This window comes from Paenibacillus stellifer (genome assembly GCF_000758685.1).
Taxonomy (GTDB): domain Bacteria; phylum Bacillota; class Bacilli; order Paenibacillales; family Paenibacillaceae; genus Paenibacillus_AQ; species Paenibacillus_AQ stellifer.
Window position 1 is genome coordinate 4,555,683 of the sequence record NZ_CP009286.1, and the last position, 14,722, is coordinate 4,570,404.

17 protein-coding genes are annotated in these 14,722 nt (G+C 45.7%); 5 read left to right on the forward strand and 12 right to left on the reverse strand.

Annotation, left to right across the window (positions count from 1 at the left end; translation table 11 throughout):
- Position 1: 1 nt before the first annotated feature.
- The 7 genes from PSTEL_RS20910 to PSTEL_RS20940 all read right to left on the reverse strand — a co-directional run bounded on the left by PSTEL_RS20910 (position 2) and on the right by PSTEL_RS20940 (position 6,010).
- Positions 2-919, reverse strand: coding sequence for a protein kinase domain-containing protein (locus tag PSTEL_RS20910; protein WP_038698336.1), 918 nt, complete (start codon positions 917-919; stop codon positions 2-4).
- A gap of 285 nt (positions 920-1,204) precedes the next feature.
- Positions 1,205-1,543 (reverse strand): hypothetical protein, encoded by a 339-nt coding sequence (locus PSTEL_RS20915; protein WP_169744614.1) that lies wholly within the window; start codon positions 1,541-1,543, stop codon positions 1,205-1,207.
- A gap of 30 nt (positions 1,544-1,573) precedes the next feature.
- Positions 1,574-2,104: a VanZ family protein gene (locus PSTEL_RS20920; RefSeq protein WP_038698340.1), complete on the reverse strand. Its 531-nt coding sequence runs from the start codon at positions 2,102-2,104 to the stop codon at positions 1,574-1,576.
- 36 nt (positions 2,105-2,140) lie between these two features.
- Positions 2,141-2,944: a D-Ala-D-Ala carboxypeptidase VanY gene (locus tag PSTEL_RS20925; protein ID WP_038698342.1), complete on the reverse strand. Its 804-nt coding sequence runs from the start codon at positions 2,942-2,944 to the stop codon at positions 2,141-2,143.
- A gap of 93 nt (positions 2,945-3,037) precedes the next feature.
- A complete protein-coding gene (locus PSTEL_RS20930; RefSeq protein ID WP_038698344.1) occupies positions 3,038-4,126 on the reverse strand; it encodes a HAMP domain-containing sensor histidine kinase in 1,089 nt (362 codons plus the stop codon).
- A complete protein-coding gene (locus PSTEL_RS20935; RefSeq protein WP_038698346.1) occupies positions 4,119-4,814 on the reverse strand; it encodes a response regulator transcription factor in 696 nt (231 codons plus the stop codon). Before PSTEL_RS20935 ends, PSTEL_RS20930 begins: the two co-directional genes overlap by 8 nt.
- A gap of 389 nt (positions 4,815-5,203) precedes the next feature.
- Positions 5,204-6,010: a class I SAM-dependent methyltransferase gene (locus PSTEL_RS20940; RefSeq protein ID WP_038698348.1), complete on the reverse strand. Its 807-nt coding sequence runs from the start codon at positions 6,008-6,010 to the stop codon at positions 5,204-5,206.
- Positions 6,011-6,230: 220 nt separating this feature from the next.
- On the opposite strand from PSTEL_RS20940, the gene PSTEL_RS28620 reads away from it, so the two are divergent.
- Both PSTEL_RS28620 and PSTEL_RS28755 read left to right on the forward strand, forming a co-directional pair.
- On the forward strand, positions 6,231-6,383 hold the full coding sequence (locus PSTEL_RS28620; RefSeq protein WP_245624999.1) for a MerR family DNA-binding transcriptional regulator: 153 nt from the start codon (positions 6,231-6,233) through the stop codon (positions 6,381-6,383).
- A 77-nt stretch (positions 6,384-6,460) separates the two neighbouring features.
- Positions 6,461-6,583: a hypothetical protein gene (locus tag PSTEL_RS28755; RefSeq protein ID WP_281176730.1), complete on the forward strand. Its 123-nt coding sequence runs from the start codon at positions 6,461-6,463 to the stop codon at positions 6,581-6,583.
- A 159-nt stretch (positions 6,584-6,742) separates the two neighbouring features.
- Here the strand turns inward: PSTEL_RS28755 and ltrA are convergent, their stop codons facing one another.
- The gene (gene ltrA / locus PSTEL_RS20950) at positions 6,743-8,143 is read right to left on the reverse strand and encodes a group II intron reverse transcriptase/maturase (protein WP_038694523.1); all 1,401 of its coding nucleotides are present in this window, start codon (positions 8,141-8,143) and stop codon (positions 6,743-6,745) included.
- A gap of 595 nt (positions 8,144-8,738) precedes the next feature.
- Here ltrA and PSTEL_RS20955 point away from each other — a divergent pair.
- Positions 8,739-9,650, forward strand: a complete 912-nt coding sequence (locus PSTEL_RS20955) for a phosphotransferase family protein (protein WP_038698350.1) — start codon at positions 8,739-8,741, stop codon at positions 9,648-9,650.
- 235 nt (positions 9,651-9,885) lie between these two features.
- Here PSTEL_RS20955 and PSTEL_RS20960 read toward each other — a convergent pair whose 3' ends face one another.
- The 3 genes from PSTEL_RS20960 to PSTEL_RS20970 form a co-directional block, all read right to left on the reverse strand.
- Positions 9,886-10,767 (reverse strand): alpha/beta fold hydrolase, encoded by an 882-nt coding sequence (locus PSTEL_RS20960; protein ID WP_038698352.1) that lies wholly within the window; start codon positions 10,765-10,767, stop codon positions 9,886-9,888.
- 533 nt (positions 10,768-11,300) lie between these two features.
- Positions 11,301-11,687 carry a hypothetical protein gene (locus PSTEL_RS20965; protein WP_038698354.1) on the reverse strand — a complete coding sequence of 129 codons (387 nt, stop codon included), beginning with the start codon at positions 11,685-11,687 and terminating at the stop codon, positions 11,301-11,303.
- A 122-nt stretch (positions 11,688-11,809) separates the two neighbouring features.
- Positions 11,810-12,655, reverse strand: coding sequence for an SDR family oxidoreductase (locus PSTEL_RS20970; protein WP_038698356.1), 846 nt, complete (start codon positions 12,653-12,655; stop codon positions 11,810-11,812).
- 94 nt (positions 12,656-12,749) lie between these two features.
- Here PSTEL_RS20970 and PSTEL_RS20975 point away from each other — a divergent pair, with 94 nt between their 5' ends.
- Positions 12,750-13,163 carry a MerR family transcriptional regulator gene (locus PSTEL_RS20975; protein WP_038698358.1) on the forward strand — a complete coding sequence of 138 codons (414 nt, stop codon included), beginning with the start codon at positions 12,750-12,752 and terminating at the stop codon, positions 13,161-13,163.
- An 82-nt stretch (positions 13,164-13,245) separates the two neighbouring features.
- On the opposite strand, the gene PSTEL_RS20980 is transcribed toward PSTEL_RS20975, so the two are convergent.
- Entirely contained in the window at positions 13,246-13,947 is a 702-nt protein-coding gene (locus PSTEL_RS20980; RefSeq protein ID WP_038698360.1) for an ArsR/SmtB family transcription factor, read from the reverse strand.
- A 93-nt stretch (positions 13,948-14,040) separates the two neighbouring features.
- On the opposite strand from PSTEL_RS20980, the gene PSTEL_RS20985 reads away from it, so the two are divergent.
- On the forward strand, positions 14,041-14,661 hold the full coding sequence (locus PSTEL_RS20985) for a flavin reductase family protein (protein ID WP_038698363.1): 621 nt from the start codon (positions 14,041-14,043) through the stop codon (positions 14,659-14,661).
- Positions 14,662-14,722: the final 61 nt, after the last annotated feature.

Sequence of the window (14,722 nt, forward strand, 5' to 3'; positions counted from 1 at the left end):
CTCATTGAGATATCTCTTCCAAAGCAATAATTAATTCCGATAAGTTAGACCATCTTTTATGGCGTTGTTCTGCTGCAAGTCGAGTAATAATTTTACTAAATAGAGTAATTGATTTTGCACTTGAATCTTTCTTTTTCCAGAGGGAGACTACTTGATGTAAATCTCTAATTTGGTCACTACCAAAATGGCGTGTCCTTGGAAGAAAAATTTCTATTGCGATTAATCCAAGTGGGAACAAATCAGTTCTAAAATCCCAAGTATAGTCTGATGTCCTTCTCTCTTGTTCTGGAGCCATATAATATGGCGTTCCTATGATTGCCTTAGTACCAGTCAGCTTCTCTTCCTCATTGGTTTTAATCAATCCAGCATCTATAATTTTAAATATACCGTTATGGTAAATAATATTTCGGGGGGTTAGGTCCCTGTGAATATATCCAGCATCATACATTACCTTTACCTGTTTCACCATCTGTAATAGAAAGTCTATCACGACTTCAATACCTTGGTCAGTACGATAAACATCACTGTCATTTAATGTATTACCTTCAAATTTTGTTTCAAAGTAGTAAATAAAATGATACTGATCCTTAACATAGAATTTATAACCATTGAGTATCTCGAGTTGTGGTAAGACAGAACATTTTTTTGCCGCTTCTAATTCTCTCACAATACGTTTCGATCTAGCATCTATCTCATAAGCACGTTCCTGATGAAATTCATCTACTGAAATGTCATCTTCATATACGTTATATGGAGTGACATCAATAAATTTTAATATACTTGATTGTCCATTTCTGAACATAACCTCAAACACTTGCCTTTGACCACTTCTTGGTAGTTTTCTTATTGATTCTGTTGAGAGCTTATTTATTTGGAGCACTTCAAGAACATCAGAATCACTAACAGAATATTTATTCATAAATCTACTCCCTATAGAATATTCCACCAACAGCTACCAAATTATACTATACTTTATAGCTAGAGAGTAGGACTTATTTCTCAAAAAAAAGTTTGATGGTAAAAACTTTGAAACTTTCGCCCTACTTATGACATCGGTCAGCATAGCGTATCTTACTTATTTTGCTACCCCTATGCCTTATCAGGGGACTCCGAAACATAATTCAGCTGTTAGTCCGCTCCTAGCTTAACGTGGCGACGACCACTTCGTCCTGCTCTTTGAGAGTCTACGGCTGCAAACATATAGTTAACCTGAATTTCGAAAGTGGAATCCTAATTCCTTAAGAGTCTTTTTGAACAACAGCTTGCAGCCAATTAAGGTAATTGCCACCTGAAACAGATCCCATAAAATGAAGCGGGCAATATTCCCTTCAATCCCTATAACGGAAAAAACCTTAACAAGAGAACTCGAAGGCCCCCGATAGTCATAGGATAAAAAATTCACCAAATGCTGTACGCTATATAAAATAAACAACAAAATGATGACCCACGTACTTTTAATAATAACCCCTTTGACCTTTACCAAAATCATACTCCCCCACTTATCTTGGTAAGTATCAATATTCCATACTTTTCTAGAAATCACCTGCAAATATAGGCCGCAACATTCACGCGATCAAGCCCGCCGCTCCCCGGTGACCCTTCTCCCCTTATGGGCAGCAGATGACTTTATGTATTTGCCGTAAAATCGATAGACGACGTAGCCCGATAACGCCCCTGTGGTGTTAAGGATTAGATCATCGACATCAAAGCTCCCGATAGAAAAAATAATCTGTGAGCATTCCAGGCATAAGCTGAGCACGAACGATCGGATGAGCACGCCTATAAATGACATCTTGTGGTTCGTAGATAATACCAGAAATATGCCGAACGGCATGAAGATCACGATATTGCCAACCAGATTGATGAGATCGAGGCTCGACTGATTGTGAATATTACGGGATATGGACAGGAACGGCGTAAAATTGGCGAGCTGCAGCCGGTACATGATACGCCCAGGATTGGCCATAAATTTTGACAGCTGCTCCCACAGAAAGGGGACATTGATCGAACCAAACTTAAATAGAATCACTTTGAGCAAGGCATACATATATAAGGCGAACAGTCCCGGCACCATATACTCGCTCCATAATTTTTTAGGCTTCATTTCTCATTCACATCCTCTTGATTTTCTGGACGCCGGTCAGGGAAGCACTGTTACAATGACTCCATCGACGTTGTTGCCCGATATTTCATAATGGCGATTCGCGGGTACTTGAACGGCTGTTTTTTTCCCGACCGGATAATAAGCAATTTCGTAGTTCTTGCCATTAACATCAGCCGACAGGGTCTTGTTCTCTCTCAGATACTCCAAATATTGCTCCAATGTAAAATCGTTCTCCTGCATAATCATGCTGTGCGGTAATCCGACATAGCGAAAATGCCAGGGCTCATACTGGATTCCCGTAATCGCCGCCTTGTCCTTCGGATAACGCAGAACGAACCCGTACTCCGATGCATGCTGTTCCAGCCACTTTCCTTCAGGCGCCTGGCTCATTTCCTCTTCGGTAGAACCAATATCCAGGGACAAACCCAGGTTATGCTCGCTATGGCCCGCCGGCAGAGCGTAATCAGCACCTTTTTCCCGATATAACTTGCGCTGTTCTGAAGCGTCCCGGTAACCGCTGCTGATCATAAAGTGACGAACCCCGTCTTCTCTGGCGGCGCTTATCATGGATACAAACTGCTGCGCAACGCTCTCTGACAGCCGGATCGTATTGTTCAGCACACTGTAGCCCTGTACCAGCTCCTTATGCTGGAACAGATTGACCACATCGGATTTCACCCCTTGCGAATGAACAGCATGCTCCTTATTGACCAATACCAAATTTCCTTCGTAAATCTGCTCTTTAGTTATATTGATCAAAATATTCTTTCGGGATGGAGCCTCAACGACTTCAACCCCAATCAGTATTAGGATGACAAGCCAAAAAACCCACTTCTTCATCTTCCATATCCTCCTTAACCTCTCGTCCATTCAGGATAAGGAAAATATTTTAAATAAGAAGTAGGGTAAAAATAAAGTTTTTCTTAAGTTGGTTTATTGCGGCAGACGCACCTCAAAGACCGTACGAATCACGCTGCTCTGGGCCGAAATGGTTCCTTGATGCTGCTCTACAATATTTTTGGCAATGAACAAGCCGAGGCCTGTGCTTCCCTCTTGATGGACCCGGGACTTGTCCCCTGTATAGAACATATCAAACAGATGCGGAAGTTCCTCCGGCGGAATCGAATCCCCATAATTAATCACTTGAACGACCGCTTCTCCATTATCAAGCTTACCGTTCACATCGACAAACTGACCATCCTTGCCGTAACGGGCGGCATTCGTCAACAGATTCTCGAATACACGGGCCAGCAGCTCTCCGTCGCCCCAAATATGCAAATTCGGTGCGATATCCAATCTGGACTCCAGATGATTGTTCTCAAACACAGGATATAATTCTTCGTTTAATTGCAGGAGAAGCTCGCTTAAGTCTATCTGGTTCTTATCAATGGTCAGCATGCCATAATTCATCCTGGTGATTTCAAATAATTCATCAATCAGCTTCTCCAGGCGCCGGGATTTGGTATAAGCAATGGTCGTATAATGTCTCACCTGCTCCGCAGTCAATTGATCGTCCTTGAGGATAAAATCCAAATAGCCCAATACCGAAGTCAGCGGCGTGCGCAAATCATGAGCCAAGTTCAAGACCAACTGCTCCTTGCTGCTCTCGGCAAAATCCCCCCGCTCAACCGCTTGCTGCAGCTTCTCACTGGCCAGATTCATGTCCGCGGCGATGGTCCCGAACTCGTCATTCGATGAAATATGCACACGGTTGTTAAACTCGCCATTGGCAAGATGATGTATCCCCGTCGATATTTCATGAAAATAGGTGGCATAAGGCTTCGTCAGCAGGTAGAAGAACAAAATCGCAAGCGGAATGAAGAAGATCAGAAAGAAATTCAAATCCCCGATGCTGCGCATCATGTGACGAAATTGCGCTGCGGTATCCTCTGCCATAACGCTTGTATGGTAATACAGTTGAAGCGCTTTATAGATCGCATAGGTGATCGCGCCCGAGAACAGCATGCTTAGGCCCAGATAGTAGATCATTTTAAACCGGAAGCTTGACATCATCTTAGCCATTGAATGTATAACCTACTCCCCACACGGTTTTGATCCATTTGTTCTTATCTGTATCTTCACCGAGTTTTTTCCGAAGGGTCCGAATGTGCACCATGACTGTATTGCCGCCTTCGTAGTAAGCATCGCCCCACACTTGCCGGAAAATATTGTCCGCGCTGAATACTTTCTTCGAGTGACCAGCCAGCAAATACAGAATATCAAACTCCTTCGGAGTCAGCTCAATGCTTCTGCCATACAGGAACACCGTACGCTTATCCGGATCAATGGTCAAGCCGCCTGCCTCGAGTACCGGGTTGCTCGCCGTGTCCGGCTGGTTTAACTGCAGGGAACGCCGCAGCTGTGCATTCACCCTTGCCACCAATTCCATCGGGTTGAACGGCTTGGTCATATAATCATCGGCCCCGATCACAAGCCCCGTTATCTTGTCCAGGTCAGACGTTTTGGCGCTCAGGAAAATAATCGGCATCCGGTGCTGCTCCCGAATTTGGCGTGTCACTTCATAGCCATCCAGATCCGGCATCATAATATCCAGAATCGCCAAATCAATCGGATGAGATTGGACGGCACGAATGGCTTCTCTCCCGTTCGAAGCTTTAATGAGATGGTAGCCCTCTTTTTCCAGATGCAGTGCAATCAGGTCCGCAATTTCCGTCTCGTCATCAGCTATCAAAATCGTAATCTGCCTCATCCCATCCCGCTCCTGAATAAAAGTAACGATAACCGTTCATCATCTATAGTTCTTATTCTACCCTAACGGAAGGCGGTTGTTCCACGCTGCGGGCCGAATCTGATGCGCATCCAGCTCAATGGCTTGCCGACTGCGGCGCGCCCAGAATCATACTGCTAATAATGGCAACGATAAATCCCAATACTGCATACTTTCGATTGATCTTCATATGCTGTCAGACGCTCCCTGCCAAAGTTAATTCTAAAAGTTATTTCTATGTTAATATCGGACAATGAAGGGGGCATGTAAAGTTGCTACGTGGCAGTCAGTCTTAGGTTCCCCACGCTGTCTGGCGGCACGTTAAAGGACCATCCATTTGCCGGATGGCCCCTTCTACTATTGAGACACGGTTATTTACGGACCTGTTTACGATACCTGTATATATCGCCGCCAGATTTACTAACATGGTAAAACGACTCAAAACCTCTTTTTATTAATTCATCATCGGGTTTTCTTTTCCTATTATCCTCTCCGATACAATCAATAATGTAGCCTCCGTTTTTAACAACCCTTGATAGTTCAGCTAGCTCAAGGTCATAATTATCGCCTACTACATGTCCCGACATCACAATATCAAAAGTATTAGCCTCATATGGGATTTGCTCGATCATGCCATCTACGACTACAACATTATGGATGTTCTCGCGCTTGATTCTGTCACGCATGTACTCCCTCAGCATATCGGTAGGTTCGCTTGCATAAACACGCTTCGCCTTCTCTGCCGCGGCAAACGCAAGCCTTCCGGTACCGCTTCCTACGTCGAGAACAATCTTATCCGTAAAATCTGCAAGTTCTAATAACAAACGATTGTCCCAGTCGTAAATGTAATCACAATTCTGGTTCATCATTTCGGGATAAGCGTAAACGACAAATGTTTCCATCGCGTGAATTACAAATACCTCTGCCATTCGAACATCATGAGGTGCAAGATTTCTGGGCGCTGCCGCGATCATTTGTTCAAGCGAAGGCTTGCTTTCAGGACTTTTGTGAGCGAAATACCATGATACTGATGGGTTATATGCTAAAGCTATGCCCAAATTATCACAAAAATCGCCCCATCCGGCATACTCATTACAAATCATTCGAATGATCCATCTGTCCATTAACAAGAAGCTGTTAAAAGAAAACTTGTCTGCATCTATCCAGTTGTATGACATTATAGACAAAACCTCCATTTAATTAGGAGGGTTAAAGTATTGTTCCCCTCCAAGAAATTATGCGGGCGGAAAATTTAGTGTTATTCATCTGACATCATCCTTTCATTATTCAATGGAGAGCTGGTCTGTGTTCTCCATGATTGTACCTGACATAAATTGGGTTATCAATGTAAAGTTCTATTCAAGTCGATAATAGCATGCAAGACTTGGAGACCTCCAGATGAAGTATTGTTCCATCAGCGAAGCTTCAGCCAAATTCAGCATTCCGGAATCCACACTGCGCTATTATGAGAAAAAGGGGCTGCTGCCGCTAATCGAACGTGATGAAGCAGGCAGACGGTTATTCTCGGAACATCAAATGGCGCTCTCATAGAGGGAGACAGCACGATTGAACGCCGGCTTGACATGATGATGAAGCATAAACAAGCTGTGCTGGACGAGATCTCAGTAATGACTGAATCCTTGCAAGGCATTGATGTAAAGATCCCGTATCTGCATGATCCCCAAGTTACGTTCAAGCTGACGTATGATGCGAAGAACAATCTGTATACCGTCTCTGCAAAAGGTAAATAGGCTTCGCCGAAATCGGCAGCTGTCATCTATACACCAGTGGCCGAATAAAGCCTGCACCTTGATCATATTTCATGATTGCGCAAATCGGATAGGAGGCTACCCATTAATTGAGTAGCCGACCTTCCACACCACCGTACGTACCGTTCGGTATACGGCGGTTCAACCGTTTGAGTGCAATTGACGCAAGCGCTCGTACTGGGCAGGGAAGTCATAATACCCTGCCTGTACGAGCCTTTCGTTTGTTACAGAGCGATTCAATACTGCGCTTCTGGCTATTCGCCAGTAGCCCCGCCTTGTATTTCCCCATTGGTAAGCCTGCCACTCCGGTATCCCCAGCTTTCGCAGATTTTGTACCTTCGTTCTTGGCTTCTTCCATTGCTTCCAGATGTACATGCGCATCCGCCTTCGCAGCCATTCATTCCAGTTTTGCAGGATTCGCTTCATGTCGGCTACGTAGAAGTGACCCAGCCAGCCGCGAATGTAGACTTTTACGTTCTCCATTACCTCTCTTGCACTCCTGCCTTGTCTTCGATTCGTGAGCTCTTTCAGTTTCCTCTTTGCTTTAGCGAGAGATTGCGGATGGGTGCGAATGTACACACCGTTCCCGTTCTTTCCCAGCGCATAGCCGAGGAATTTAAAGTGTTTCTGCGCCACGACGCTGACGACCTTACTCTTCTGCGGGTTCATTTGAAGTTTTAGCTTCTGCTCCAAGTACGTCCGGCTGGATTCCAGCAGTCGCATGGCTGCTCGTTTGCTCTTCGCCAGCACGACAATGTCGTCCGCATAGCGGATGACCCTCACGCCTCGGCTCTCCATCTCCTGATCGAATTCGTTCAGATAGACATTTGACAAAAGCGGAGACAGCGGCCCGCCTTGCGGCGATCCTTCCTCCGTTGCGCGTCGTACCCCGTTTTCCATGACTCCGCTTTTCAGGTACTTTTTGATCAGGTCGATGACGCGTTTATCCTCGATCTGTTTGCGCAGCAAGTTCAAAAGAAGCTCATGGTTCAACGTGTCAAAGTATTTCGACAGATCGATTTCAACCGCTTGTCCATAGCCCTGCTCGGCGTACGTTTTGACTTTCCGAATGGCCTGTTGCGCACTTCGACCCCGGCGGTAGCCATAGCTTCCATCCGAGAAAAGTGGCTCGAATAACGGTTGCAGTTGCTGGGAGATCGCTTGCTGGATCACCCGATCTACGACGGTCGGGATGCCGAGCTTTCTCACTCCGCTTCCATCTGGTTTGGGGATTTCCTTGCGCCGCACCGGGCTTGGTTTGTATTTCCCTTCCCGGATGCTTTGCAGCAGTTCATCTCTGTTTTCCCGCAGCCACGGAAGCGCCGCCTCTACGGTCATCCCATCGATCCCGGGCGCTCCGTGATTACTTTTGACCTGTTTGTACGCCCGGTTCAGATTATCTCTGTCCAGGATGCGTTCCATCAGATCGTTTGCACCGTCTCTTTCTTTACCTTCCCGAGCTCCGGCACTCCGCACTCCCGCATACTCTTCGTGTTCCACACTATCCCTTTGAGGGCAGCCCTTTCGGTATTCTGCTTTCATCGCACCGGTTCTCCTTCCAGTCTGTACTCGAGACTTACGATTGTTCAGCCCTTCCGCTTGCCGCTGACGCAACAGGCGTACTATGGCGTCTGCTGACCTCTCACAACAAGCTTTACTCCGTGTTTCGGATTTTTTTTCTCCTACTCCCCGTCTGTGAGATCTCCCCGGGTAAGAGCGATAACTTTCCCCTCATCTATCTGCCACATTTACATCATGGGATTCGGGCAGTATTGGACTTTGCTTTGTGTGGCAAGCTCGTCCGTCCCATCATGCCTTATATGTGATTTCTGTTCGTCAGACCGAGGGTTTGCCTCCAGCTTCCTTCAGATTCCGCCTCGCGGCGGACACCCTTGCCTTCAGCTAACAGTTCCTACTGCCAAGCCCGTAGCGGACTTTCACCGCCGAGTTATCGCCCATGCCGGGCGCACCACAACAAAGACCCCTTTCGCAAGGGGTCTTTAACTTTCTTAACCACAGATTGGAGAATACCGATTCTCGTTTCAACATCATATCAAACGAGGAAATATAAGTCTATATTTTTTTGACTATATATGTAAAACTATGCTCGATAACAAATGTATGGGAGGATGCAAATATGATTCCAATATGCTTTTCAGCTTATTGCACGATGATCCCCTTATTGAATGAGGTATCTGAATGGTCACTTTTAAGGAAATGGGCTCTTTCAGAAGTTTACAGAGTAAAGTTGAGAACAGGTGAATCACGCATTATAAAATGGGGCGGAAGTGAGATGGCAAGGGAGGTTGAGGTGTACCAAAAATTAGTGAATCCACTGCAAATCAAAGCTCCGCACATCTTTGAGTTTATTCAACTGAAGGACAGCGGAGTGATGATCATGGAAGATGCCGGAATAAGAAATTTGGAACAACAACCGGAACCCGAGTATTTTCTTGAGGCCTCGAGGGAATTAGCAAGACTTAGAGTGAGAGCAACAGCCAACTTAAAGAAGGTGTCAAGAAAGTCCATTGAAGCATATTCAGTTTCAAAGAACGAATTTCTTCAACTGTTGGATGATACATTGAGCTCGGATAATTTAGACACAAACAGAGTGTTACTGCAAGTCAAGAGAGTATTACCTCGTCATTTAGATCAGCTATATCAAATGGTCCCTGCTTCACTGGTTCATCATGATTATCATGCAAAAAACCTTTTGATTCAACTAAATGGCATTATGCCGATTGATTGGTCCAATGCTTATTTAAGTCCGCATCTTGGTGACTTGTATTGCTTAATTAAGGAAGTACACATCTTCTGCAATCTCTCAAGAGAAGATATGATTTCAGTTTACATGGAGGTAACTAATTTACAAATTGATCATTTGAACTGGCAAGTGCGAATTGGTGGTTTATGTTGGCTGATTAAAACTTTGCATTGGCTTTTATATGGCGGCACAAATATAATCCCAGGAGCAGAAGCTTGGATACCCGGTCTGCTGAATGATGTAAATAATCTATATGAGGAGTTAATAAATGATACTGCCTTGTAGAGTTAACCGGCACGTTATAGTACTCCCCAAATCCCGTCCCGTCAAGAGAAATGATGCGAATGAGCGACATAGCGGGAGTTCCCCCCTTATGCTTTCGAAATTGGAATGAATTTCGGGGTATGAGGAGCGGGAGCTCTTTTTCCAATTTATCCGGTTTCACGTAAAATTATTAAGAAAGACAGAAAAGGAGGCGCGATGGGGTCGGGTAATACGCAGGACAGGCTGCTGATCGCCGTCACTTATGATAAGGTTCTTCCTTCTTCAGAAAAAGAAGTGTGAGTTCGTTCACGACGTCCGCATGCTCCATTGTTAAGGAATGGCTCGCTCCAGCGATTAAATGGCTCTCCAAATTGGGGATCATGTTTTGCGCGTTGGCTATCGTCTTCTTGGCAGGGTATATGACCTCTTTGTCTCCGATAAGGAGCAACGTAGGAACCTGAAAGCTGCTGAATTCCTCTTTTGGAAATACGGAGGGCATCAGCTGCAAAAGAGGCTTGGCATGCCGATAACCTGCAATGACCTGAGAGCGAAATACAGGATGTAATAACTCTCCTTTGCCTGAGAACCATCCAAAAGCTTTGTCGATCCATTTCTCTGTATGAAACAATAATGCAGGATAAATCTTTGCGAAGAATTTCAAGCTTATTTTATGGAAAGTCCCGGCAGGGGCATAAAGCATCAGCTTGGACAATCGCTCCGGATAGGTAAGGGCAAAATTCAAAGATAAGAATCCGCCCATTGAGTGACCTGCTAGATCCACCTTGTTGAATTGAAGTGCATTCACAACCTCAAGAACCCACTGCCCCGCGTCCTTTCTATTTTTTATAGCTATTAAAGGCTTGCTTTTACCAAAATCGCCTATTACATCAATAGCATATACGCAGCGTTCTTGAATCAATTGCTTCATATTGGGATACCACATCGTACTGCTCATTGTCATTCCATGAAGAAGCAATAACGGCTGCATATTCTTGTCACCAAAACAAAGTACATGCGTTTCTCCAAATGTTGTCGGGATATGAAGTGACGTAAAACCCGTTTCAAACATAGCTAAACTTCTCTCATAGCAAAGATAATATTCTTTTTCGACTGCGTCGTTCTTGAAAATGGATACCACTGAACCCCCTCCTATTCTCACTATTTACCTATTATCCTATCAAAAAAACCTTGCCCTACTTGTGATACGGTTCAGCTTAACGGGCCAATCGCCGAAAAATTCACCAAAGAGCTGCATATTCCGCCTATACGTTACAACTAGCCCTCAATCCCCGCCTCGATCAGCTTCCAGACCGCTTCGAATTCTGCCTTGAAATTTATACGCAGCCAATTGTCTGCATAAGCCGGCGCGGAAAAATAAGAAAACGCCAGCATGATAGCATTCAGCCGCCCAACGTCCTCAATGCCGCACTCTGAACAAAAAGAGGGTCGTTCCGGGCTTCTCCAAATTTTCGCGCTTTGCAGGGAAATACTTTCCGGATACACTTTCGAATACGATGGCACGGAGCTGAGGGGTAATCTATCGGAGGAAAAAAAGAGGATGTCTCTCCGCCATTAAGGCTTTGAGACATCCTCTTGAATTATTTTGCAGGCACTAGCTGCTCGCCTTACATGTAAGACGGCTCTGTAATACGGCTCACTGTGCCGTCTGCCTTAGAAGCATGTGAACGAGCTAATCCGATTCAAATCAATACCGAAGTACGCCCAGAAGAAACCGAACCATCTGAACCCTGCAATAGAATTACGCCCGACGAATACCGGGAAGAACCAGAATTGCTCGCCGTTGTTCAGCCAAACGTATGTGTTGCGGAACAGGCAGCGTCTGATCGCGCCGGGGTCGATAGCATATGCGGTGACCGGCATTTGCGGTACGAATTGCGGTGGAGGAGCCGTCGGCGGTTGAACGCCTCCCGGTGCACCCCCCGGGATTCCCGGAGTCCCCGGAAATCCGCCTGGACCTCCCGGCACGCCAGGTCCTCCAGGTCCGCCCGGGAATCCCGGAAATCCTCCGCCTGTTCCCGGCGTTGGAAAAAATCCCATATGTGATCGCTCCTTTCAATGAATAGGCATAATCATCATATGCATTCGCGGAAAGGGCGCTTGGGCGGATGCCCATTAGAAATCTCTGCCCAGCATTTCAGTGCTGTCGGTCTCCCTTCTTTTTATGCAAAATAATGTCCTTCTTCGAGATCGGCGATCAGTCCGGGCTGCACCGGTGTCCAGCCCAGAAGCTCCCTTGTTGCCAGACTCGCCTGCGCAGTGTCATACAGGCTTGTGATGTCGAGTGCGGCAATGGCGCCAAGAAAGCCAAAATGGGCGGCAGCTTCTTCAGATGTTATGCTAACCGCCGGCACGTTCAGCTGTCGCCCGATGACTTCGGCGATCTGGCTGAGCGGAATGCCTTCATCGCCGGCGCCAAGCAGTCGTGAGCCTGCCGGTGCAGATTCCAGCGCCAGACGGTACAGAACCGCCGCATCCAGGCGGTGAACCGCCGGCCAGCGGTTTGTTCCTTCGCCGATGTAGGCGGCGAACCCCTTCGCCCGGGCGATGTTGATCATCATCGGCACAAAGCCCTTATCGCCTTCGCCATGCACGGACGGTGCAAGCGAGACGATGGACGCCCGGATGTTCCGCTCTGCCATTGCGAGCACTGCCTGGTCCACAGCGGTTCCATTTGCGTGCGCCGTAGTAATGAACGGCTTCCCGGAACCTTCTAGCGCCGCTCCTAGGGTCTGAACGGCCTGTAAATCCAGAGCCAACGCACCTTCAAAGTCGGAGAAGTCGTTGGTGAACGCCAGATGAATCACGCCGTCCGCAGCAGCGGCGGCGCTGCGCAGCGTATCGAGATCATTTAGCGTACCGTACACCGCTTCGGCGCCTGCCTCCTTCATACCTGCGGCCTTTTCTTCAGAGCGGCAAAGACCCGTCACTGTATGGCCCGCTCCGATCAATTCCCGGACGACTGCGGAACCAACATACCCTGTTGCTCCTGTAACCAAAACATGCATACTCATTTCCTCCTTCAGTGATTGACTGCTTGAATAGCTAAAGCATAAACTATGAAGTGAACTCTAGGGCAAGCAATCTGAAGGAGAAATGATTATGAGAATTCAGGAACTGGCGGACAAGATGGGATTAACGATCCATACGATCCGCTTTTATGAAAAGGAAGGCTTGCTGGATAACCGGCATGTCCGGCGGGAAAGCAACAATTACCGCAACTATTCGGAAGAGGCAATCGATCGGCTAAAGCTAATTAAGAAGTTCCAGTCCATCGGCTGTTCGCTGGCTGAACTTAAGGAAGCTCTGCAGGACCACGATACGAATTCGCGGACCAACCTGCAGATTATCGATTGGATTCAAGGCAAGAAAGAGGAGATCGAACGCAAGAAGCAAGAATATGACCAGATGCTGGACACCCTCAATAAGATGCTGGAGTACCGGATTTTGCTCATGAACGACCCGCAAAAAGCCGAGGAGATGCTAAGAAATTGGCATGTCGGCACGTCTGATTGAGCTGGTTTGAAGTTAAACCTAATAAGAAATTTACCTGGGAATATCTAAAAAGCCAATTTTTTTACCCTGCTTGTGATACGGTTCAGCGCGATTTGCCCTCAATATCCAATGAAAATACTTCTTTAAGGCCTATTTCACCCTCGGAAGTAATTTTTATCGCTCGTGTCTTTGGTAGACGCTGCACCCAATTTAGCTCTAACAACTTCTCCAGAAGGGCATTTCCTAATGCTCCAGCAAGATGGTGGCGTCTTTCACTCCAATCCAGACATTTGTGTGAAAAAGAGCGGCGTTTCCTTCTAACCTTTTCAAGGTTAATTTGAAAGCTTGCAAAGAACTTCTCCCCATTTTCAGTAACCGTAAACCCTTCCTTTTCTTCACGCAGAATACCCGCTCTAAGCATGGCATTTGTTAACTGCACCCCTAAGCTCCCGGCGAGATGATCATAACAAGTTCTTGCGTAACGCAGCGCTTTATCCTCTGAAGATTGTTTTAATGACTTGATTTCAATTGGTGGGGCGATTGATAATAATGATTCCATAACCTGGGCAACCTCTTGATTTTGAATCCCATAGTATCGATGCCTCCCTTGTTTCTCAACAGCAACTACGTTAGCATTGACCAATTTGGCTAAATGGAAGCTTGCCGTTTGAGGCTGGATTCTTACCATATATGCTAGCTCACTTGCTGCATGAAACCTCCCGTCTAGTAAAACAGTTAATATTGCTGCGCGAGAAGTTTCGCTCACGAGAGAAGCAATCATTGCTATATTCGAGTTTGCTTTCATTTTGACCCCCATTTTGTAATCCATACTTCGACGATAATTGAACTATTTAAATTATACAATTAGGGAGGATGAATAAATAGGAGGAGAAATACAATGACAAATACGAAGCAGATCCCTAACACAGAAATGATTAAACCTAAGATTCTATATTATGGGACCCCTGTAATTTTGCTGAATACATTGAATGAAGATGGAACAGTAAATATAAGCCCTATTTCATCATCATGGGCATTAGGAGATTGTATTGTATTAGGGATTGGTCTTGGGGGAAAAACGATTGAAAATTTAGAACAACGTCCTGAGTGTGTAATTAATATTCCCGGTCCATCTCTTTGGGAGAATGTTGAACAACTCGCCCCTTACACAGGGAAAAATCCCGTTCCTGAAAACAAGCAAAAATATGGATGTACATATCAAAAAGACAAATATGCTATAAGTGGATTGACTCCCGTTGAGTCTAAGGATGTAAAACCCACACGAATTATGGAATGCCCGCTACAAATTGAAGCAATAGTAAAAAATATTCGAATTCCTGATCATTCCCCTAACTTTGCAATCATTGAGACACAAGCTGTGCATGTGCATGCTCACAAAGAAATTATCATTGAAGGAAATCATATCGACCCCCAAACATGGAGTCCCCTAATCTATAATTTTCGTCATTATTTCGGTCTTAGTCATCAGCTCGGTAAATCCTTTCGATCTGAAATTTAATGAACTGCTTAATCCCCAAGAGCTCCAGCCGTCTGTTAGGGCAAGTTTAATTAAACTCATA